15 protein-coding genes and 1 tRNA gene are annotated in these 20,890 nt (G+C 72.8%); 7 read left to right on the top strand and 9 right to left on the bottom strand.

The features are described from left to right. Window positions 1–113: 113 nt before the first annotated feature. A complete protein-coding gene (rlmB, locus tag WJM95_RS14630) occupies window positions 114–1,055 on the top strand; it encodes a 23S rRNA (guanosine(2251)-2'-O)-methyltransferase RlmB (RefSeq protein WP_339130157.1) in 942 nt (313 codons plus the stop codon). A gap of 117 nt (window positions 1,056–1,172) precedes the next feature. Then, complete coding sequence (locus WJM95_RS14625; protein WP_339130155.1) at window positions 1,173–2,888, top strand: DoxX family protein; 1,716 nt, start codon at window positions 1,173–1,175, stop codon at window positions 2,886–2,888. A gap of 143 nt (window positions 2,889–3,031) precedes the next feature. On the opposite strand, the gene WJM95_RS14620 is transcribed toward WJM95_RS14625, so the two are convergent. The 3 genes from WJM95_RS14620 to ugpC all read right to left on the bottom strand — a co-directional run bounded on the left by WJM95_RS14620 (window position 3,032) and on the right by ugpC (window position 5,783). Further along, a complete protein-coding gene (locus WJM95_RS14620) occupies window positions 3,032–3,763 on the bottom strand; it encodes a nucleotidyltransferase family protein (RefSeq protein ID WP_339130154.1) in 732 nt (243 codons plus the stop codon). A 166-nt stretch (window positions 3,764–3,929) separates the two neighbouring features. Then, window positions 3,930–4,379, bottom strand: coding sequence for a hypothetical protein (locus WJM95_RS14615; RefSeq protein WP_339130152.1), 450 nt, complete (start codon window positions 4,377–4,379; stop codon window positions 3,930–3,932). A gap of 267 nt (window positions 4,380–4,646) precedes the next feature. Then, window positions 4,647–5,783 (bottom strand): sn-glycerol-3-phosphate ABC transporter ATP-binding protein UgpC, encoded by a 1,137-nt coding sequence (gene ugpC, locus WJM95_RS14610; protein WP_339130151.1) that lies wholly within the window; start codon window positions 5,781–5,783, stop codon window positions 4,647–4,649. A gap of 238 nt (window positions 5,784–6,021) precedes the next feature. Here ugpC and WJM95_RS14605 point away from each other — a divergent pair. Both WJM95_RS14605 and WJM95_RS14600 read left to right on the top strand, forming a co-directional pair. Then, window positions 6,022–6,095, top strand: a tRNA-Thr gene (locus WJM95_RS14605). 180 nt (window positions 6,096–6,275) lie between these two features. After that, window positions 6,276–6,572: a hypothetical protein gene (locus WJM95_RS14600; protein ID WP_339130149.1), complete on the top strand. Its 297-nt coding sequence runs from the start codon at window positions 6,276–6,278 to the stop codon at window positions 6,570–6,572. Between the two features lie 56 nt (window positions 6,573–6,628). Here the strand turns inward: WJM95_RS14600 and WJM95_RS14595 are convergent, their stop codons facing one another. Both WJM95_RS14595 and WJM95_RS14590 read right to left on the bottom strand, forming a co-directional pair. Then, window positions 6,629–9,199: a hypothetical protein gene (locus WJM95_RS14595; protein ID WP_339130147.1), complete on the bottom strand. Its 2,571-nt coding sequence runs from the start codon at window positions 9,197–9,199 to the stop codon at window positions 6,629–6,631. 184 nt (window positions 9,200–9,383) lie between these two features. Continuing rightward, window positions 9,384–11,033 carry a hypothetical protein gene (locus tag WJM95_RS14590; protein ID WP_339130145.1) on the bottom strand — a complete coding sequence of 550 codons (1,650 nt, stop codon included), beginning with the start codon at window positions 11,031–11,033 and terminating at the stop codon, window positions 9,384–9,386. Between the two features lie 195 nt (window positions 11,034–11,228). Here WJM95_RS14590 and WJM95_RS14585 point away from each other — a divergent pair, with 195 nt between their 5' ends. Beyond that, a complete protein-coding gene (locus WJM95_RS14585) occupies window positions 11,229–14,168 on the top strand; it encodes a BTAD domain-containing putative transcriptional regulator (RefSeq protein ID WP_339130144.1) in 2,940 nt (979 codons plus the stop codon). A 90-nt stretch (window positions 14,169–14,258) separates the two neighbouring features. Here the strand turns inward: WJM95_RS14585 and WJM95_RS14580 are convergent, their stop codons facing one another. Together WJM95_RS14580 and WJM95_RS14575 are read right to left on the bottom strand one after the other, a co-directional pair. Then, the gene (locus WJM95_RS14580) at window positions 14,259–15,677 is read right to left on the bottom strand and encodes a hypothetical protein (protein WP_339130143.1); all 1,419 of its coding nucleotides are present in this window, start codon (window positions 15,675–15,677) and stop codon (window positions 14,259–14,261) included. Window position 15,678: 1 nt separating this feature from the next. Beyond that, complete coding sequence (locus WJM95_RS14575) at window positions 15,679–15,873, bottom strand: hypothetical protein (protein WP_339130142.1); 195 nt, start codon at window positions 15,871–15,873, stop codon at window positions 15,679–15,681. 306 nt (window positions 15,874–16,179) lie between these two features. Between WJM95_RS14575 and WJM95_RS14570 the strand changes: the two genes are divergently transcribed. Next, a complete protein-coding gene (locus WJM95_RS14570) occupies window positions 16,180–17,202 on the top strand; it encodes a hypothetical protein (protein ID WP_339130141.1) in 1,023 nt (340 codons plus the stop codon). Window positions 17,203–17,275: 73 nt separating this feature from the next. Here the strand turns inward: WJM95_RS14570 and WJM95_RS14565 are convergent, their stop codons facing one another. After that, window positions 17,276–18,973, bottom strand: a complete 1,698-nt coding sequence (locus WJM95_RS14565; RefSeq protein WP_339130140.1) for a hypothetical protein — start codon at window positions 18,971–18,973, stop codon at window positions 17,276–17,278. Between the two features lie 290 nt (window positions 18,974–19,263). Between WJM95_RS14565 and WJM95_RS14560 the strand changes: the two genes are divergently transcribed. Next, entirely contained in the window at window positions 19,264–19,728 is a 465-nt protein-coding gene (locus tag WJM95_RS14560; protein WP_339130138.1) for a DUF4913 domain-containing protein, read from the top strand. 72 nt (window positions 19,729–19,800) lie between these two features. Here WJM95_RS14560 and WJM95_RS14555 read toward each other — a convergent pair whose 3' ends face one another. Beyond that, entirely contained in the window at window positions 19,801–20,835 is a 1,035-nt protein-coding gene (locus WJM95_RS14555; protein WP_339130137.1) for an NlpC/P60 family protein, read from the bottom strand. Window positions 20,836–20,890 lie beyond the last annotated feature (55 nt).

The raw sequence follows: 20,890 nt of genomic DNA, 5'->3' as shown, positions 1-20,890 counted from the left end.
CGCTCCGGCGGGCCCGGCCGACCCCGGTCGGCCTTGATCGATTGTGCCGCCCGGACCTCCGGGCGGCACACTTCATTACGTACGCACGCACGTCTCACACAGACAGGTAGGTCATGGCTGCTAACAACCGCCGCATGTCCGGCAAGAAGGGCGCGCAGGTCGGCAGTGGCGGCCAGCGGCGCCGGGGCCTGGAGGGCAAGGGCCCGACCCCGCCCGCCGAGATGCGCAAGGGCCACAAGAAGAACCGCGTCGCCAACGCCAAGGCGAAGCAGATCGTCCGCAAGCCCGCCCCCCGGGGCCGTGGCGGCAAGGGCACGTCCGAGATGGTCGTCGGCCGCAACCCCGTCGTCGAGGCGCTGCGCGAGGGCGTTCCCGCCACCACGCTGTACGTGCAGCAGTTCATCGACAACGACGAGCGGGTCCGCGAGGCGCTCCAGCTCGTCGCCGAGCGCGGCGGCATCCACCTGATGGAGGCCCCGCGTCCCGAGCTCGACCGTATGACCAACGGGCTCAACCACCAGGGTCTGGTCCTCCAGGTCCCGCCGTACGAGTACGCGCACCCCGAGGACCTCGCCGCCGCCGCGTACGACGAGGGCGCGGACCCGCTGATCGTCGCCCTCGACGGGGTGACCGACCCGCGCAACCTCGGCGCGGTCGTCCGGTCCGCCTCCGCGTTCGGCGGCCACGGTGTCGTCGTGCCCGAGCGGCGCGCGGCCGGCATGACCGCCGGTGCCTGGAAGACGTCGGCCGGTGCCGCCGCCCGTACGCCCGTCGCGCGCGCCGCCAACCTGACGCGCGCCCTCGAGGCGTACAAGAAGGCCGGTCTCGTGGTCGTCGGCCTGGCCGCCGACGGCGAGGTCGAGGTCGGTGACCTGGAGGCCCTCGGCGGCCCCGTCGTCATCGTCGTCGGCAGCGAGGGCAAGGGCCTGTCCCGGCTCGTCGGCGAGACCTGCGACTTCCGGGTGCGGATCCCGATGCCCGGTGGCGCGGAGTCCCTGAACGCCGGTGTGGCGGCGGGAGTTGTGCTGTACGAGGCGGCGCGCCGACGCGCCTGAACGGGCCTCCGGGCGCTCACCCTCGGGGAGCGCCCGGACCCTCCGGAACGATCTTGACGCGGTCCGGACAGTTCGGCGTGGTCAAAGCAGTGTCCTAACCACACGTCACTCGGTTAGATGAGTGTGGACACCAGAACACCCCGCACACCCACGGGGGACCGCTCGTCGGGATTCGACGACGTTCCCGCGCTGAGCATGGTGAAGGTGCCGAGCGATCCGGCGCAGGTCATCGTCAACCATGCGAGCTTCCGCGTCCAGCTGGCGGGTGCGTCACGGGGCCAGTCCCCGCGCATCGCGCGGCACCTGGGCCCTCCCGGCGTCGGCGCTCCGGGCCGAGCGGGCGGGGCGGGTCCGGCCGGCGGGGCCCGCCGCCGTGCGCCCGTCGTCTGGAGCGGGAAGTCCGCGCCGGACGACACCGGCGCCCATCGCCTGCTCCAGGCCGTACGGAGCGCGGGCGTACCGCACGGCTCCAACAGGCCGACCGCGGACGCCGGTTCGACCCAGGTCATCCCACGGATCGGCGAACAGCCGGGCTACGCGGGCGACCTGGGCGTCGACACGGTCGAGACGCCCCTCGTCGGCAGCCAGCGCGCCCCCCTCGGCGACGAGCAGCGGCTCCTGCCCCAGATGCGCAGCGTGGGCAGCGCGTACGACGAACCGCGGTACGGCGGGCCGCCGTACGGCGAACCCGCCTACGGGGACGCCGGTTTCGGGGACGACGACGGCTACGAGGACGACCGCTTCGACGAGTCGGAGGGGCGTGCCCCCGTCAGGCGGCGCGGCTCCGACACCGTGCGGCACGCCTATCACCCCGGGCGCCGGATGAACCTCGGCGTCGTGCTGCTCCCGCTGCGCGTCTTCCTCGGCTTCATCTCCGTGTACGCGGGCATGGGCAAGCTCTGCGACCCCGTCTACTTCGACGGCGGCAAGCGCGGCTCCATGGTGAAGTGGCTCAACACCCTGCACCCGTGGGAAGTCGCCGAGCCGCTGCGGCAGTTCGCGCTCCAGCACCCCGTCGGCTCCGGGCTCGTCATCGCCTTCTTCCAGGTGATCGTGGGCGTCCTGACCGTCCTCGGGCTGTGGCAGCGGGTGGCGGCGGTCGTCGGCGCGGCGCTGTCGGCCGCGCTCATCGTCACCGTCAGCTGGAAGACGGTGCCGGTGTACGACGCGCCCGACATCATCTACCTCGCCGCCTGGTCCCCGCTGATCATCGCGGGTGCCCCGGTCTACTCCGCCGACGGGCGGCTCGCCGGCGAGGCCTGGCGGACGCTCGGGCCGCGCGCCGACATCTGGGACCTGCGCGCCCGTGTGCTGCGGCGCGGCGCGCTGCTCACCGCCGTCGTCGTGGGTCTGACCCTGCTCGTCGGCTCGCTTCTCGGCGGTGCGGTCCGCGACTCCAGCCGGATCGTCGTTCCCGGTCCCGGTGAGGCTCCGCGCAACGAACTGCCGGGCTCCCCGCTTCCCGAGACGCCCGGCGCGCGGCACCAGAAGGCCACTCCCTCGGCCTCCCAGGCGCCCACGCACAGCAGTTCCGCGACCCCGTCGCACTCGGCCACCCCGGGAGCGACCCAGGAGACCGGTGGCCCGTCCGGCGGCGGGCAGCAGCCCAGCCAGACCCAGGGCGCCGGCCAGGCCCCGCCGCAGCAGTCCTCGCCGGTCGGCAGGGCCCCGAGCACCAGCGCGGGTCCCTCCAGCGGCGGCGGCACGGCGACCGGCGGCAGCGCGGGCGGTGGCGCCGGCGGTACGGGCGGTACGGGCACGTCGACCGGTACGTCGACCGGCGGGAGCTCCTCCACCGGCCAGCCGGGCCTGGTGGGCGGCCTGCTGGGCTGAGACCGACCGTCCCCTCCCGGGAGGGCACCACGACGGCAGGGCCCCGCACATGGCGTGCGGGGCCCTGCCGTCGTGTGTCCGCTGTCCGGGGCCGCTGGGGGATTTCCCCGCCTCCCCGGCCGTCTGTGACCTCCGGGTGGGTCCTAGCGGCCCAGGGCGGCGAGTTCCTTCGCCGCCTCCGTGAGGTCCTTGGCGGTGTCGATGGCGCGCCAGTAGGCGCCCTGCGGGATCGGGAAGCCGGACAGCCGGCGCTCGCGGGCCAGGCGCGGGAAGGTGGTGCGCTCGTGGTCGCCGCGCTCGGGGAGCATCTCGGTGAACTCGGGCGAGAAGACGTACACGCCCGCGTTGATCTCGAACGTGGAGGGCGGGGCCTCGATGAAGTCCGTGATGTGCCCGAAGCCGTCCGTCTTGACGGCGCCCCACGGGATGCGCGGACGGGCCAGCGCGAGCGTGGCGACGGCGTCGCGCTCGGTGTGGAAGGCGGCCATGTCGCGCAGCGAGAAACGGGTCCAGATGTCACCGTTCGTCGCGTACCAGGGCAGGTCGGGGTGCGGCAGATGCGCGGCGGCGTACTTGAGACCGCCGCCGCGGCCGAGGGGCTCCGACTCGACGACCGTCGTGACGGAGAGCGGGAGGTCGGCCGAGTCGAGCCACTTCTGGAGCACCTCGGCGAGGTGCCCGCAGGAGACGACGACGTCGGTCACGCCCTCTTCGGCGAGCCAGGTCAGCTGGTGGCCGATGATCGGTGTCCCGGTGCCGGGGATCTCGACCATCGGCTTGGGCCGGTCGTCGGTGTACGGACGCAGCCGGGAGCCCTGGCCGCCGGCCAGGACGACGGCTTGAACGGGGCGCGACGCGGCGTTCGGATCGGTCATGTCCGAACTGTACGTGGCGCCCCGCACGCGCTATCGCGTGGCGGCCGTTCCTTAATCAGCTCCTACCGGGCCGCCCGGGAGCGGCCCGGTGCCGCCGGGAGGCCGTGACCTCGGAGCTGTGGCCTCGGAGCCGTGACCGTGGAGCCGTGGCCTCGGAGAGGCGGCCTCAGAGATGGCCGGCCGCGACCCCCGAGGCGAACGCCGTGTCGCAGACGGGCCGCGCGAAGGACTGGGCCCGCGTCGGCCCGTACGCACGGACCGCGGCGCGGCCCAGGGCGCGGGCGATGGAGACGCAGTGCTTCGCGAGCGACGGACGGCCGTTCACCGCCTCCTGGAGGTGGGTGAGGGCCACGCCCGGGTTCTTGTCCTGGAGTTCCAGGAGCAGCTTGTCGCGCAGGACGTCCTGCGGGGCGCGGGAGACGGCTCGCGTCGAGACCTCCTCGGAGGACGCGGTGAGCACCGAGCTCGAGGGGTTCCCCGACCAGTTGACTTGGGTGACCGCGAGAGTCCCGGAGAGCACCAGGACGACAGGCAGAACGAGGGCGAGGGTGCGGCCGATCTGACGGGCCGGGCCACGGCCACGCCGGGGCCGCTGGTTAGTGGTGGAGTGCTTCACGCGAGTGAGGGTAGCGCGGGGTGATGATTTGGCGACATTTAGTCACCGGTTCGGGGGATGGGGAAGTTGGTTTTTCCGGGTAGCGGGTTGACGCGGGGCGCCGTGCGGGGGTCTCGCGGTCATCGCGAGAGGGTCGAAATGCCCGGTCTGCCGGGGTATTTGTCGACAACGAAGAGGGCCCCGCGGTCGTCCGCGGGGCCCTCTTCGTCAACGTGGGTGAATTCGACCCTTACGGGGGTGTGTGCCGTCGCCCGGCTGACGCGGACGTCAGTCGGACAGGCGCTCGCCCGTCGAGGTGGAGAACACGTGGATCTCGCCCGGACGCGGCACGACGTGCAGCGTGGCGCCCTTGTCCGGGACGGAGCGGCCGCTGACGCGGACGACGAGGTCCTTGTGCTCGTCGCCGACCTTGGCGGAGCCGTAGACGTAGCCGTCGGCGCCGAGCTCCTCGACGACGTTCACGGAGACGGCCAGGCCGGCCGGGGCGTCCTCGGTGTCCTTGGAGAGCGACTTGGCGGCCTCGCCGTTGTGCTCGACGACGTCGAAGTGCTCGGGGCGGACGCCGACGGTGACCGTGCGGTCGCCCTTGTCGGCGGCGGCCTTCAGGGCCTCGCGGTTGACCGGGACGACGCTGTTGCCGAACTTCACGCCGCCGTCGGTGATCGGGACCTCGACCAGGTTCATGGCCGGGGAGCCGATGAAGCCGGCGACGAAGAGGTTGGCCGGGCGGTCGTACATGTTGCGCGGCGAGTCGACCTGCTGGAGCAGACCGTCCTTGAGCACGGCCACACGGTCGCCCATGGTCATGGCCTCGACCTGGTCGTGGGTGACGTACACCGTGGTGATGCCCAGGCGGCGCTGGAGCGAGGCGATCTGCGTACGGGTGGAGACGCGGAGCTTGGCGTCGAGGTTCGACAGCGGCTCGTCCATGAGGAAGACCTGGGGCTCGCGCACGATCGCGCGGCCCATGGCGACACGCTGGCGCTGACCGCCGGAGAGGGCCTTCGGCTTGCGGCCGAGGTACTCGGTGAGGTCGAGGATCTTCGCCGCGTCCTCGACCTTCTGGCGGATCTCGGCCTTGTTGACGCCGGCGATCTTGAGCGCGAAGCCCATGTTGTCGGCGACGGTCATGTGCGGGTACAGCGCGTAGTTCTGGAACACCATCGCGATGTCCCGGTCCTTGGGCGGCAGGTGCGTGACGTCGCGGTCGCCGATGCGGATGGCGCCGCCGTTCACGTCCTCGAGCCCCGCGAGCATGCGGAGCGAGGTGGACTTGCCGCAGCCCGAGGGACCGACGAGGACGAGGAACTCGCCGTCCGCGATGTCGATCTCAAGAGCGTCGACGGCGGGCTTCTCGGAACCCGGGTAGATCCGGGTCGCCTTGTCGAACGAGACAGTGGCCATGGTGATGGGCCCCCTTCACCGGCAGGAACGTGCCGGACGATCCGTTGTAAAGGTGGTGATCCACTATGGAAACGCCCATAGTGGTGTAGTCCACATGGGTGAACTGGGTCAGGACGCTACCTGGCGTTCATGTGTTCTGTCAGCACCCCGGCACCGGTGAAGTTCGCGGAAACTCCCGACGGCCCCTCGCCGTGACGTGGGTACACTGCACGGGCACGCACGCCCCGGCGCGCGTCAGGCCTCCTTAGCTCAGATGGCCAGAGCAACGCACTTGTAATGCGTAGGTCGTCGGTTCGAATCCGACAGGGGGCTCCCTTGCAAGCCCAGCTCAGACGGTGTCTGAGCTGGGCTTTTGGTTTCTTCGCGAGGTGGGAGCACCCCGGCTCGTGACGTCGGCGCGGCAGCCTCGATCGAGCTGGCCGGTGGGAGTGCGAGGGCGTAGCGTTTCAGGTGAGGCGAGGTGAACCCAACCCATCGACACGGGGAGTGGTCATGATCGGCGCCACCGTCACTTTCTCCTACGCCGGCGACTTCGATCGCTCACGGATAACCAAGGTGGCCGAAGAGGCCCGGGGCATGTTCGAAGGCATGCCGGGCGTGCGGTTCAAGTTCTTCACCTTCGACGAGAAGCGTCAGCAGGCGGTCAACTTCTACGTCTGGGAATCGAAGGAACAGGCGGAGGAGTTCTTCTCCGAGGAGCTGCGCGAGCGAGTCACCGGTCTGTACGGCGTCGCGCCGGTCGTCGAGTTCGTGGAGATCGCGGAGATCGTCGACAACTCGGCGCCGTAGCGGCAAAGCCCAGCTCGGACCGTGTCCGAGCTGGGCTTTTGTGTTCCGTGGGTGTGTCAGGTCCTGACCGTCAGGTACTGCCAGCCGCCCCACGTGGTCGCGTTGGTGGTGTCCTTCGAGCTGTGGACGTATTCCGAGCGCACCCGGAATTTCTGGTTGACCGCGTGGGTGAGGCTCAGCTGCACCGTCACGGCGCTCTTGGAGCCGAGCGTGAAGCAGCCAGAGGTGCTGAGCGTGTGCCAGGCGCCGCTGTAGTACTGCTGGACCTGGAAGTGCACGCACTGGCCGGCCTTGTTCGGCGACACGGTCGTGGTGACCGTCGGCCGCACCGTGTGGTGGTAGACGCGGTAGGTGGTGCCGCTGTACGTGGTGGTCGTGTAGGAGCCGCTCAGGGCCTGCGCGACCTTCGCCTGGCCGCTCACGGCGCGGGTGGCCGTGGCCGGGGCGTAGAGGTAGTCGCCCGCGTAGGACGCGGTGAACGTCGTGTTGCCGACGAGCTTGTACGTGGCCGCCAGGTTGCCCTTGCCGTCCACGGTGCCCGTCTTGACCAGCGTCTTCTTGCCGCCGGCGGGGGTGGCGTAGAGGGAGACCGTACGGCCGTTGCTCGTGGTGCCCAGGTGGGCGGTGACGGTGGCCGTCGCGCCGTACGCGTACGTCGAGGCGTTGGCGGCCACGGTCAAGCTCGTCGTGGCGCGCGAGACCTGGACGGTCGCGGAGGCGGTGGCCGCCCGGTGGCGGGAGTCGCCCGCGTAGCCGACCGTGTAGACGTTGGCGCCGCCGATGGTGGGGGTGTCCTTGACGGTGATCGTGCCGTCGGCGGCCACGGGAGCCGTCCACGTCACGGGCGTCGTGGTGTGCGCCGCGTCCGTGCGGGTCACGGTGACCTTCTCGCCGCTGCCGTACGGGCCCTCGCTCAGCACGGCGCCGAAGCTCAGCGCCTTGCCGCGCGTGGCGGTCGCGGGGGCCTTCAGCGTGAGCGCCGGGGCGTAGGGCGAGACGGTGACGCTCGCGTCGTTCGAGACCGGCTGGTGCGTGATGTCACCCCCGAACGACAGGCGGTAGGTGAACCATCCGGCCGTCCCCGGGGCGTCGGCGACCGTGAACGTGCCGGTGGCCGGGTCGAGCGGGGACGCGGGGAGCTGGACCGACTCGTGCGTGTCCTCGTTCGTCCGGGTCACCTGGACGGTGTCGCCCTGGGCGAAGGGGCCGCGGGTCAGGTCGGTCATGACCGTGCCGGTGAAGGCCACCTTGTCCGGCGCCCGCGAGCTGAACTCCGGGAACGGGCCGGAGGTTGGGACCCTGGACACCCACACCTTCTGCGAGGTGGTCGCGGGCCGGTGCGTCGCGTCGCCGGCGTACGACACCTCGTAGGTGTACCCGCCCTCGTCCTGGCGGGTGTCGGTGATGCCGAACGAGCCGTCCGCGCCGACCGTGACGTCGGGCAGGGCGGTGCCGTCGCGGCTGACCTTCAGCGTGGCGCCGGCCGGCACGAAGCCGTGGCCGCCCACCGTCCCGTTCACCGTGAACCGCTGGGTGGGGATCGCGTACGGCGAAGGGGAGTTCAGGGTGAGCGTGGTGTCCGTGAGCTTGGCGTCGCCGAGGACGTCGAGGGCGTAGGACCCGTCGTCCTGGGTGACGGCGTAGAGCGTGCGGCCGTCGGTGCCCCAGACGAGACCGTCGGGGGCGAGGGTGCCGGCCGGGAAGGCGATGTGGTTCTCGGCGATCTGGTCGGCCGCGTAGAGGTAGGCGCCCGCGCCCGAGCCGGCGGTGGCGCCGAGGGCGATCGTGCCGTCGGAGTCGATCGCGACCGAGTCCGGGGAGGAGTTGACGCCGCCGGTGAAGTACCCGTAGGGCTTGGCGGCCATGAGGTCCGCCGTGCCGTACACGTACACGGAGGCCGACTGCGGAACGAGCAGTTTCGTGCCGTCGGAGGTGACCTGGACAGGGCCCGTCGCGGCGCCGCCGAGGCCCATGTCGACCTTGAGGGAGGGGGTCCCCGAGTAGACGTCGTAGGTGGCGATGTGGGTCATGGACGAATGGGCGTCCTGCGCCGCGTTCACCGCGAGCACCCCGCCGCCCGTGCTGAGAACGGGGGTGCCCTGCCAGTGCGGCATGACGGGCTGCGGGGTCGGGGCGGGGTCGGCCGCGGCGGGGTCGAGCGAGCCGACGGTGCCCTTGCCGTCGTCGGCCGTGTAGCTGTACCAGACCTTGCCGCCGGCCTGGACGACGGAGACCGGGGCGCTGGCGGTACCGGTGCCGAAGCGGCCGGTCTCGGTGAGCGTCGCCGTGTCGACGGCGGCGATCGCGTCGCCGTCGGTCAGCGCCGCGTACAGCGTCCTGCCGTCGGCGGACAGCGCGAGGCCGTCGGCGCCCTGCTCGCCGTCGATGGTGGTGACGGGTGTGCCGGACAGGTCGGTCACCACGATGCCGGTGGTGCCGGCGCCCTGGCTGAAGAAGAGGTGCTGGTGAGCACCGTCGACCACCATGTGGGCGTAGTGCGACAGCGGCAGCGCGGCCGTGGTGGCGCCGTCGGCCCAGGCTGCGGGACCGGTGAGGCCGACGGTGGCGGTGGTCAGACCCGCGACGACGGATATCGCCGCCGCGAGCGAGACCTGCTTGAGGCGCATGGGGCTCCTGGGGGGAGAGCGGACAGGCGGCCGTACGAACACGCCTGTCGCCGACAGAACGGCCGGCGGACGAGTGCCGGCCACGCGTGAGACCGCTGACCTCTCCCTTTGGTTGTACTGCCGCGCCGTGGGGTTCGGGTCCGTTCCCATGAGGCGGGACGGGCCCCGGACCGTAACCGGGTTGTCAGACCGTGAACTTGACCGCCTCCAGCCAGCGGTCGTTCTCCAGGGCCCCGCCGAAGACGTAGCCGGGTCGGGCGTCGGCGCAGCCCTGGGCGCCCCAGTCGAAGCCGTGGACCTTGGCCGTCTGGCAGATCCGGCCGCTGCCGATGTTGATGGCGAAGCCCGACATGACGGGCGCGCTCTTCTTCGTGCTGCCGATGTAGTTGTTCCTGCCGTCGGCGATCACCGCCGTCCACCGCGGCTCCCAGGTGCCGCGTCCGTCGGTCGAACCGGGCTTGTGGACGAAGGCGTTCGCGGCCGAGCCCCCGCCGCCCGACACCGCGATGTTCAGGGCCTTGATCGGGCTGTTCCGGCCCGAGGTGCCGGCCATCGTGCCGTCGCACACGGGCTTCTGCCAGCCCTGTCCGGAGACGTAGGCGCGGTAGCAGATGTGCCGGCCCGAGGGATCGTTGCGGGCGAGGCGGTTCACGGCGGTGGCGGCGGTGTCCTGGGCGGGTGCCGCCGTCACCGTGGCCCGTGGCGGCTGGGCCGTCACGGTGACCGTGACGCCACCGCCGCTCCCCGGGCCGTCCGCGCCGCCGGAGCCCTTGGAACCCTTGGACCCCTTCGCGCCCTTGGGCTTCTTCGGCGAGGCCGACGGCGAGGCCGAGGCGCCGGAGGACGGCGGAGCGCTCACCGACGCGGTGGCGACAGGCCCCGACCGGTCGGCCTGCGGGCTCGCGCTCGACTCGTCGCTCGACCGGGCGGCCTCCTGACGGTGTCCGCCGTCCTGCGAACCGCCGGTGCCGAGCATCACCAGCGGGACGATCACGAGTGCGGCCGCGACGAGGGCCACCGGGCCGACGACCAGCGGCCTGTGCAGCAGCCCGGGCCCCTTGTACTCGTCGTCCGACTGACGTGCCCCGGCCCGGCGGACGAGGTGCGGTGCGGGGCGGGACTCCGGGGCCGGGGCCGGGGTCGCGGCGGGCGGCGGGGGAGGAGGTACGGACTCGCGCAGGCGCTGCTGCTCCAGCGTGTACGCCTCCATGTCGAAGTCGTCGTCCTCGTCGTCGACTTCGGCCCCGGCCGGGTATTCGTCCTCGGTCGGATACCCGTCCTCGTCCTCGCCGTACACGGGGGCATCCGGCCCGTCCTCGTCCTCGCCGTACACCTGGCCGTCCGGACCGGCGTCGGCCTCGGTCTCGGTCTCGCCGTGTACGTGGTCGTCCCGCCCGGCGTCGGCCCGGGCCCCGGCCGCGTGGGCGTCGGACTCGACCCCCGCCCCGGGAGCCGTCGGCGGCCCGGGCCGCTCCGGCCGCTCCGGTGGCTCCTGCGCGTCGGCAACGGCCGGCGGGGCGCTCGGCTGTTCCCGCTGGTCCACGAGCGTGCTCGAACCGTCCGGGGCCACCTCCACGAACGCCACGTACCCCGCGGCGGGGTCGGAGATCGTGGCGGTCACGGTGGTGCCGCGGTCGCGTGCGTACCCGTGCAGCGCGTCGAGGATCGCGGCGTCGACCGTCACCCCGTCCGCAGACGGTACGGGCTCGCCGTCGATGGCCGCCGTGCCGTCGCCGGAGATGACCACCGCGAAGCCGGCGGCGGGGGCCGGCTCGTCGGGCACGGCGGGTTCGTCCCCGCCGGTCTCTCCGGGTGTCCGTTCGCCCCGGCTCATGGCGCTTCCTTCCTGACGTGTCCGGCCGCGTCGCGCCTGCCGGGCCCGTCGTCTCGGGTCCTCGTAGCGCAACGGGAGCCGCCCGCGAACGGTTCAAATCCGGGACAGAGCGAGACGGAACCGGAAGGGATGTGTGGCCCCTCGCACACACCCAACATCCCTTTGTGGAATGGGGTGTTCAGTAGAGTGCGGAGAGTGAACGCCTATGAGGAATCCGTGCGCTTCGCGGTACTGGGGCCGGTCCGGGCATGGCGTGGCGAGCGGGAGGTGGACGTCGGCTCCCCGCAGCAGCGGGCCGTGCTGGCGGCGCTGCTGCTCCGCCGGGGCCGCCCGGTCATGCTCGGCGAACTCCTCGACGCGGTCTGGGGCGAGGGACCGCCGACGGCCGCCGTGTCGGTCGTACGGACGTACGTGTCACGCCTGCGCAAGGGGCTGGAACCGGAACGGGACGCGGCCGACGGCCCCAGCGTGGTCGTCTCGGTCGGTGACGGATATCTGCTCCGCATCCCCGAAGGCGCCCTGGATCTCGGGGTGTTCGAGCAGCGGGTGGCCGACGCCAGGAGACTGCGCTCCGCCGGTGACCCGGCCGCGGCGGCGGAGCTGCTGCACGCGGCGCTCGGCGGCTGGCAGGGGGCCGCGCTCGCGGGAGTCCCCGGACCGCTCGCCGAGTCCGAGGGTGCCCGGCTGGACGAACAGCGGCTGAACGCGCTGGAGTTGCGGATGGACGTCGACGTCGAGCTCGGACGCCACGGCGAGGTGATCGCCGAACTCGCCTCGCTGACCGCGAAGCACCCGCTGCGGGAGGGGCTGTGCCGGCTGCTCATGCTGGCGCTGTACCGGTCCGGGCGGCAGGCCGAGGCGCTGGCCGCCTACCGCTCCACGCGCGGCACCCTGGTCGCCGAGCTGGGCATCGAGCCCGGCGCGCGGCTGAGGGACCTGCACGACCGCATCCTGGCCGCCGACGCCTCCCTGGCCGCCGATCCCTCCCCGGGCGCGGGACAGCCGCGGGCGCCCGAACCCGAGCCGGCCGTGCCCCAGGCCCCGCCCGTCGTCGCCCACACGGCCACTCCGGCCCAACTGCCCGCCGACTTGCCGACGTTCGTCGGCCGGGAGGCGGAACTCGACCGCGTACGGGCCCTGTTGCCGCGGACGGGCAAGGCGCCCGCCGCCGTGGTGATCGGGGCGATCGGCGGCATGGCCGGCATCGGCAAGACCACCCTGGCCGTGCACTGGGCCCATGAGATGACCGACCGCTTCCCCGACGGACAGCTCTACGTCAACCTGCGCGGCTTCGATCCGACCGGGGTGGTGGTGACGCCCGAGGACGCCATCCGGACCTTCCTCGACGCGCTCGGCGTCCCCCCGATGCGCATTCCCGCCAGTCTCGACGCCCAGGCCGCGCTCTACCGCAGCATGCTCGCCAGACGGCGGGTGCTCGTCCTGCTGGACAACGCCCGCGACACCGAGCAGGTCCGCCCGCTGCTGCCCGGCTCTCCCGGCTGCCTGGTCATCGTCACCAGCCGCAACCAGCTCACCGGACTGGTCGCCGCGGAAGGGGCGTACCCGCTGACGCTCGACCAGCTGACGCCCGCCGAGGCGTACGACCTCCTGGCACGCCGCCTCGGCGCCGACCGGCCGGCCGCGGAACCGCGGGCGGTGGACGAGATCGTCGAGCGGTGCGCCCGGCTGCCGCTGGCGCTGTCCATCGTCGCCGCCCACGCCGCCGCCCACCCCGGCTTCCCGCTGAGCGCCATCGTCGACGAACTCCGCGAGAGCCACGGCAGCCTCGACGCCTTCGCCGGGGGCGACGACCTGACCACCGACGTACGGGCCGTCTTCTCCTGGTCGTACAAGGCGCTGTCCGCCCCGGCCGCGCGCCTGTTCCACCTGCTGAGCCTGCATTCCGGGCACGACATCTCCGCGCCCGCCGCGGCCGCCCTCGCCGGGCTCCCGTCCCGGGAGGCCCGTGGCCTGCTCGTCGAGCTGACGCGGGCCCATCTGCTCATCGAGCACTTCCCCGGCCGTTACACCCTGCACGACCTGCTGCGCGTGTACGCCGCCGAACGGGTCCGGGCCGAGGAGACGGAGCGGGAGCGGGACCTGGCGGTGGAGCGGCTGCTCTCCTGGTACCTGCACAGCGCCGACGCCGCCTACCCGCACATCACCCCCAGACGGCGTCGGATCCCCCTCGATCCGCCGCCCCCGCTGTGCCGGCCGCGCGCGTTCACTACGCACGACGAGGCCCTCGACTGGTGCGAGACGGAACGGGGCAACCTGGTCAGCGCGGTGCACCAGGCCGCCGCCTCCGGGCAGCCCGGTATCGCCTGGCGGCTGCCCGCGGTCCTGTGGGGGTTCTTCTACCTCCGCAGCCACATGCACGACTGGCTCGACACGGCCGGGGTCGGTCTGGCCGCCGCCCGCGCCGCCCAGGACCGTGAGGGCGAGGCCCAGGGGCTCGCGGACATGGCGGCCGCCCTGCGCAGCTCGGGCCGGTTCGACGAGACGATCGAGCACCTGCACCGGGCGATGGCCGCCTACGAGGCGCTCGGGGACGACGACGGCACGGAGTCGGCCGTGGCCAACCTGGGCGACGCCTATCTCCAGTCCGGACAGCTCGACGAGGCCGTCGAGTACATCCGGCGGGGGCTGGACTTCGACCGGGTCGTCGGCGGTGCCTGGGGCGAGGGGATCGCGCTCAGCAACCTGGGCGACGCCTACCAGCGGCTCGGCCGGTTCGACGAGGCCGCCACGATCCTGGAACAGGCGCTGGCCGTCCTGCGGGTCAACGGCAACCGGTGGGTCGAGGGCATCGCCCTGGACATCCTCGGCACCGTCCACCGCCGGCTGGGGCACCACGAAGCCGCGGTGGCCCACTACCGCCAGGCGCTCGGCACCCACCGGGACATCGGCAACCGCTGGGGAGAGGGCCACACCCTGGGCAACCTCGGGGACGCCCAACTGGACGCCGACGAACCGGAGGCCGCGCGCGACAGCTGGCGGCAGGCCCTGGCGATCTTCGTGGAGTTCGACCATCCGGACGCCGAGAAGATCCGCGCGCGGCTCGACCGGCTGGAGGACGGGCCGCCCGGTGCCCGCGCCGCCCAAGGGGCCGCCGAGCCGGAGCGGACCGCCTGACATAGGACTCCTTCGGTGCCGTGAGGTTCACCCGTGAGGTTCACCCGCACAACGGGACACGGGAGCGGACGGTTCAACCCGCGCCGGACGTCAGGCGCGCCGCGGGGCGGGCGTGCTGTGGGCCGAGGGCGACGGAACGACGGCCCTGGACCGTGCCGGGGAGCCGGCGCTCCGGGGCGAGGGGGAGCCGGAGAAGACGTCGAGCGCATCGCTCAGGGCGCGATGACCGTCACCGCTGATCGGGGAGGGCACGGGGGCGGAAACGGACGACGGGAAAGCCGGGGTGCTCCGGCCGGGCAGGGGTGACACGGGGACCGCCTGGCTCTGCGGCGGCGAGACCGGGGCCGCCAGGTACGGCGTGGGGGAGACCGGAGTGGCCGCGTACGGCATCGGAGAGAGCGGAGTGGCCGCGTACGGCAGGGGGGAGACCGGGGAGGTCAGGTCCAGCAGCGGGGACTCCGGAGCGGTCAGGTCCAGCAGGGGCGACTCCGGGGTCGCGTGGCTCGACGACGGGGACACGGGGGGTTCCAGGCCCGGGTGGGCGGGGAACCGGGCGTCGCTCCCCGAGCGCAGGTCCCGCACGGTGTCCTGGGACTGTTCGAAGTGTGCGGAGCGTTCGGCGTGTTCGGCGGCGAGGAAGCCCTGGCCGTCCACGACGCTGCCCGCGCGGGGAACCCAGCCGGCGCCGGTGGTCCGTTCCGCCAGCGCGGCGCGCTCGGCCTCCTGGAAGCCGAACGCGTCGGTCGTCTCGCCCGGTCCCGGCGCCCCGAAGCCGGTCCTGGGCGACGCGGGCGTCATCTCGGCGGCGGGTACGTCCCGGATCCGAGCGGGGCGCTCCCACCGCGACCGCGGGTGCTCGTCCCGCCCCCGGGCACCAGGGTCCCGCCCTCCCGTACCAGGGTCGCGCCCCGACGGGACGGCCGCCCCGGGCGCCTCCCGCGCCATCTCCCGCTCGTACGCGTTGGCGGCGCAGCGCGCGACCAGCGGCATGCTCTCCGGGGACCTCTCGAACGCCTCCCGGTACTTCCTGTCGTTCCTGACGAGGTCCAGGACCGCGTCCTCGAAGGCCTCGCGCTCGTGCGCCGGCAGCCGGAGGATGCGCTGTTCGAGCAGCGCCATGCCCTCGTGCACGGGTCGCTGCGGGCCGGGGTGTTCCGCGCCCGGGTGCCCAGGGCCGGGACGCGGTCCTGCCTGGTCGAAGGAGCCGCCGTCCTGCCCGCTCGCCGGTCCGCCGCCCTGGTCGTTCCCCGGCCCGCCGGCCGTCCCGCCGCCCTGTCCGCCGCCCGGCGCGGAGCCCCCGCCTCCCGGCGCCGAGCGCGAACCGCCCATGAGGGGCCGCATCAGACGCCGCAGTTCGGCGAGCAGCCGTTCCCAGATGCTGTCCGCGTCGGCCGGGTTCGTCCCGCCGCGCCCCCGGTTCCGCAGGCCGTACTCGGTCCTGAGCAGCTCACGAGCCAGCCTGGCCTGCGGGTTTCTCCTGGTCAGCCGGGCCGGGGGCCGGGGAGCCACGTCAGGCCCCGCGCAGTTCGAAGCCGCTCGGCAGCGGCAGCAGGCCCGGGGGCAGCGGAGCGTCGGGGAACCAGGGGGCGCCGTCGGCCGGGCGCCGCGGGGCCTCGCGGTCGTAGCACCCGTTCGCGGTGGGAGCGGACCTGCGGCGTTCCAGCAGACCCTGAGCCGCGAACCGCCGTGCGTGGGCAGTGGACATCGGCGTACCTCCGGACCTCTCGGCCGTGCGGCGTCGGCCGGGTGCCGACACGGTTCGGGAAGCACAACGGGCCGCGCGCGCCCGGCAGTTCAATCGCGGGTGCCGCGACCGGCGGACGCCCGTGATTGAACCCCCGGGTGGTACGCCCCCGTTGTGCCCACGACTGGGTGACGCGAGCACCGGCCGAGGCATCGAAACCGGCACGCAGCACGGGCCGGGGCGACGGCGACCGGGGCAGAGCAGCACCGGGGAGAGGGAGCGGCACCCAGACCAGCGCGCCAGCGACGCAGGAAAGGAAGTCCGCACATGCCACGGAGTGACCAGGGCTCGGACAACGAGTCCTTCACCACCGCCGAGAGCGGTGGCTCCACGATCGCCTACACGGCCGCCGTCGGGTCGTCGACGTTCCAGCCGGTCACCACCACCCCGCCGCCGGGCCGGGTCACCCCGCCGGGGGTGTCGGCGAGCCCGGAGGCCGTCACGGCCAGTCCCGCGGTCAGCCTGGCGGCCACCCCGCCGGCCAGCCCGCCGCCGCCCGTACCGGCGACCGACCCGCCCCTCCAGAACCCGGTGGGCGTCTTCGACGTGGAGGCGCAGACGTTCCTCGCGGCCGACGCCCAGAAGGGCGCCGTGTACCGGTGGAGCCAGAACGCGCAGGAATGGCTCGGCGAGAACCGGGAGCACATCAAGCGCTTCGCCTTCGAGGCCGTCCCGCTGGTCCTCCAGGCCGCGGGCAAGGGCGCCGACAACAACCACCTCAACATGGCGGGTGTCGGGCTCGCGGGCGTCAAGAACGCCGCCTACATGGTCCAGGCGGGGGTGAACTACTACAACACCGGCGAGAAGGCGTATCTGGCGCAGGGGGTCGCCGCGGCGGTGGGGATCGGCGGTGCCGTGGCGTCCGGCTACGGCAACGACACCACCCTCCCGCAGTCCAGCCAGAACAACTGGCAGTCGGCGGGAGCGGCGTTGCAGGCGGGGTCGGCCTCCTGGAGCTACAGCTCCCCGACGGCGCAGCAGACGCCGGCGCCCACCACCTCCGCCGCGGGCTCCCGTACGACGGTGAACCCGACGTCCGTGCCCGCTCCCACGGCGCCGACGTCGTCCTCGTCCTCGTCGCTTCCCGCGGACCAGCAGCAGTCTCCGATCCTGCCCGCCGGACGCGCGGTGGTGGGACGGCAGGACTCGGTCGCGACGGGTGTCTCGACGAGCTCGACCACGAGCCGCCCCGCCGTGGTGCGCCGGACGACGACCATGGTCCAGCGGACCAACTCCACGAACGGCGCCAACGGCACCAACGGTGCCGGCCGTGCCCGGGGCAACAGCTGACGCGCCCCGTGCGCCAGGCGGCGGCCGCCGGCCGGAGAACGCTCCGGCCGGCGGCCGCCGTCGGTCACGCCGGCTACTTCCTGCTGGAGCCGCCGGGCTTCTTCTTGTACTGGTCGCCCCGCACCCAGGCGGCGAGGCCCCCCGACTTCGCCTGCTTCGCCTCCTTCTTCGGTTCCTTCGCCTTCTGCTTCCCCGACGACGTGCTCTGCGGCGGCGCCTCGGACGGCGGGCTGGGGTTCCTCGGGACCTGGGTCAGGGGCTCGCCGAAGTCCGAGGACGCCGAGCCCGTGCTCGGGGTGTTGCGCTGCGGGCTCGTGTACGAGGGGTGGTACGCCTCGGTGTTGCCGACCGGCGACGGCGGATGGGCGAACGAGTCGTCCTGGACGGGTGACTCGCTCAGCGGGTAGAAGCCCGTTCCCGTGCCCGTCGGCTGGAGGGAGTAGGTGTACAGCGGCTGTTCGGTCCGCACGCCGCCGCCCTGGAAGTAGTCCCCGGCCGCGGGCGCGCCGCCCGTGGGGGAGTAGTCCGACGTCGGGGAGTACCGCGCGGCGGAGGACCCGAGGTCCATGGTGGACATGCCCTGGGAGAGCTGGGCGCCGTAGTCCGGTGTGCCGGGCCAGGCCGAGGTGCTCGCCCTGCGCTGCTGCTCCGCCTGGAACGCCGTGAGCTTCCGCTCCAGGGAGTGCGCGCCCGCCGCCTGGGCCCGCAGTTCCTCCCGCACCGCCGCCACGGTCGCCTCCCTGCTCGCCCCTTGCAGGGAGGCGTTGGTCTCCGCCCGGGTGAGCTGGCGGCTCACCACCTGCGAGAGGTCGTTCGGGCTGTCCGTGCCGGCCGTGTGTCCCGTCACGGGGTCCGACAGCACGATGACCGCGTTGGGGTCGTCGAACGCCTTGTGGAAGGTCTTCAGCGACAGGCCGCTGGCCGCGCTGTCCTGGGAACTCGACGAACTGGAGGAGGACTTGCTGGCGTTGCGCGCCTTCTCCTGGTTGCGCCAGCGGTTCTGCTTGTCCGCGAACTGCGGGTCGTCCGGTGAGGGGATCTGGTCGAAGGAACCCTGCGAGTGGACGTTGTACGTCGCCCTCGTCTCCAGCGACCACGCCCCCGACTCCTGCGAGTCGTTCCTGAAGCCCATCACCTTGATGTGCAGGTTGGAGACCAGACCGGCCTCGATCCGCTGCTTCAGGTGCGGCCACTCGTACTTCGTCAGCACGCTGTTCTCGACCCTGCCGCCGAGCATCACGCCCTCGACCGGGCCCCGCGTGCCGTCCACGTAGTGGTCCGACATGTACGTCCAGAGGTCGGCCTGGACCGGGGCGTCCGACCACCTCTCGAACCCGCAGTCCCTGCCGTTGAAGAGCTCCCCCGGGGGAGAGACCTCCAGGATCATGCCGCCGGCCTTCGCGGCCTCCCGGGCCGGGTAGTACGGCTCCGTCTTGCTCCACAGGTACTTCTTCGAGAAGGTCTCCTGCGCCTTCGCGTCCCGGAGCCTGTCGAAGTCCTTGTCCCTCTTGTGGGCCCGCCACCAGTCCGCCGGGACGTGCAGCGCGTTGAGCCGGTCGAACTGGGCGATCAGGTTCGTCGCCGCGTCGCCCGACCACGAAGGGGCGGGCGTGTGGTTCTCGTTGAGCCACAGGCCGTTCAGGTGGAGCTGGTTCATGTAGCCGTCGAAGGCCTGCATGAAGACCTTGTCCTTGTGCAGGCCGTACTTCTTCAGGTCCCTTCTTATGTCCGCTTCGTCGGACCTGAATTTCGTCTCGTCGAAACGCGCCATCGTGAGGTCCTCCTCGCCGTCGGCGAGTGACTGCCGTCCACTCGCGCTGTCGAGCCGCCGCTGGGGCGGACCGGACGCTCCCGGTCCGCCCCGACGGCCGTGACAGCTGCAACGGACGCCGCGTGCGGGCGGTTCAACCCGTCCCCGGCGCCGCCGATCCGCCGGATCCGTGAACCCCGTACGGCACGGGCGCGTTGTGTGCCCGGACGGGAGGCCGGGGCTTCGCGCTCCACGGCCTCGCCGCCGACCACAGTCCGACGCGGCTCCGCCGCGCATCCGGAAGGAGTGCCATGACCGTCCAGACCCCCGACGCCGAGCAGGCGGCGGTGCCCGAGACCCAGGCGCCGCCCCCCGCCCCGAAGTTCATCCTCTACCTGGAGGCGCCGGAGTACGGCCGGGCGCTGCGCCAGCTGACCCTGTGGGTCCACCATGTGCTGCTGCCGGTCTACGGCCGCGAGGTCACCTCCATGGCCCCGTGGTGCTCGCGCTGGTGGGAGCACCCGGAGGCGGTCGCCCAGCTGCACGGGCTGTGGCTCGCCTGGGGGGAGCTGAGCGACACCGGCTCCGACGCCGGTCTGAGCGGTCCGGCCGGCTGGCACCGGGACTACCTGGCCCCGATCATGCAGAACCTGCGGGATCCGTCGGGGGTGTTCGCCGGCTGCAAGCCCGGCTCGCACCGTCCCAAGGAGGTGCCCGCCGTCGACGCCGTCGACCCGTTCGGACCGCCGCCCGGATCACCGCCGGCCCAGGGCTGACGGGGCCGGCGGGACGGCCCCGCGCGGAGCGGGGGCGGACCGCACCGGTCCGCCCCGCGTCCGTGCCGTGTCTCAGGCGTCCGGACGGACCACCCCGAGGATCTCCATCGACGCGGCCGGGGAGACGTACACCCAGCGGCCGGGGCGGGGAGCCTGGATGATCTTTCCGTCGCCGATGTAGAGGGCCACGTGGCTGGCGTCGGAGAAGTAGATGATGAGGTCGCCGGGCCGCATGTCCTCGATGGGGACGTGCTTCAGCCGCCGCCACTGTTCCTCCGAGGTGCGCGGGATCGGGTGGCCCGCCGCGAGCCAGGCCTGCGAGGTGAGGCCCGAGCAGTCGTAGGAGTCGGGGCCCTCGGCTCCCCACACGTAGGGCTTGCCGAGCTGACGGGTGGCGAACGCGATCGCCTTCCTCCCGGCCGGGGTCGCCTCGGTGCCGACCCGCTTCAGGATGCTCGTGCCCACCCATTTCGCCTGGGCGTCGTCGGCCTCCTTCTTCTCCAGCGCGGCGATCCGCTCGACCTCCTTCTTCTCCAGCCGCGACTCCAGCTCCTTCGCGTCGGCGATGTGCTTCTCGATCGCCCGCCGCTCGGTGTCACGGGCGCCGCGGCTCGCCCGCAGCCGCTTCAGCTCGGCCGCGGCCTCCTCGGTCCGGGTCCCCAGGTCCTCGCGGGTGCTGCTCAGGGCGGTCAGCACCCCCTGGGTCGCCTGCTGCGCCTGACGGGCCAAGGAGGCGTCGTCCAGGGCGCGTTCGGGGTTGTCGGAGAGGGCGAACTGCATCTCGGCGGGCAGGCTGTCCCCCCGGTACTGGGCCCGGGCCGCCGCTCCCGCCAGGGAGGTGAGCCGGTCGAGCCGCGTCTGGGCCGACTCGATCCGGGACCGCAGCGCCCGGACGCGCTTCTCCTGCCCGGTCACCTTCTCGTCGGCGGCGTCGTACTTGTTCGTGGCGACCTCCGCGTCGTGATAGAGCCGCGCGAGTTCGGCGCGCACCTCGGTGAGGGTGCCGGGCTCGGCCCGGGCCGGCTGCGGGGCCGTCGCCGTCAGGGCGAGGGCCAGGGTGACGGTCGCCGCCGTCCGCCGGCCGTGTGCGCGCAAGGTCCGTCTCATCTGTGCCGAAGCTCCTTCCATGGGCGTCGCACGAGGTGTGCGGGGCGGGGTCGTT

The sequence above is a fragment of the Streptomyces sp. f51 genome (assembly GCF_037940415.1).
Taxonomy (GTDB): Bacteria; Actinomycetota; Actinomycetes; order Streptomycetales; family Streptomycetaceae; genus Streptomyces.
This window is presented reverse-complemented; position numbering and strand designations above follow the sequence as displayed.

Bases quoted from the DNA above. Each gene is read 5' to 3' on its own strand.
- rlmB (WP_339130157.1), top strand. From the start codon at position 114: ATGGCTGCTAACAACCGCCGCATGTCCGGCAAGAAGGGCGCGCAGGTC.
- WJM95_RS14625 (WP_339130155.1), top strand. From the start codon at position 1,173: ATGAGTGTGGACACCAGAACACCCCGCACACCCACGGGGGACCGCTCG.
- WJM95_RS14620 (WP_339130154.1), bottom strand. From the start codon at position 3,763: ATGACCGATCCGAACGCCGCGTCGCGCCCCGTTCAAGCCGTCGTCCTG.
- ugpC (WP_339130151.1), bottom strand. From the start codon at position 5,783: ATGGCCACTGTCTCGTTCGACAAGGCGACCCGGATCTACCCGGGTTCC.
- WJM95_RS14600 (WP_339130149.1), top strand. From the start codon at position 6,276: ATGATCGGCGCCACCGTCACTTTCTCCTACGCCGGCGACTTCGATCGC.
- WJM95_RS14595 (WP_339130147.1), bottom strand. From the start codon at position 9,199: ATGCGCCTCAAGCAGGTCTCGCTCGCGGCGGCGATATCCGTCGTCGCG.
- WJM95_RS14590 (WP_339130145.1), bottom strand. From the start codon at position 11,033: ATGAGCCGGGGCGAACGGACACCCGGAGAGACCGGCGGGGACGAACCC.
- WJM95_RS14575 (WP_339130142.1), bottom strand. From the start codon at position 15,873: ATGTCCACTGCCCACGCACGGCGGTTCGCGGCTCAGGGTCTGCTGGAA.
- WJM95_RS14570 (WP_339130141.1), top strand. From the start codon at position 16,180: ATGCCACGGAGTGACCAGGGCTCGGACAACGAGTCCTTCACCACCGCC.
- WJM95_RS14565 (WP_339130140.1), bottom strand. From the start codon at position 18,973: ATGGCGCGTTTCGACGAGACGAAATTCAGGTCCGACGAAGCGGACATA.
- WJM95_RS14560 (WP_339130138.1), top strand. From the start codon at position 19,264: ATGACCGTCCAGACCCCCGACGCCGAGCAGGCGGCGGTGCCCGAGACC.
- WJM95_RS14555 (WP_339130137.1), bottom strand. From the start codon at position 20,835: ATGAGACGGACCTTGCGCGCACACGGCCGGCGGACGGCGGCGACCGTC.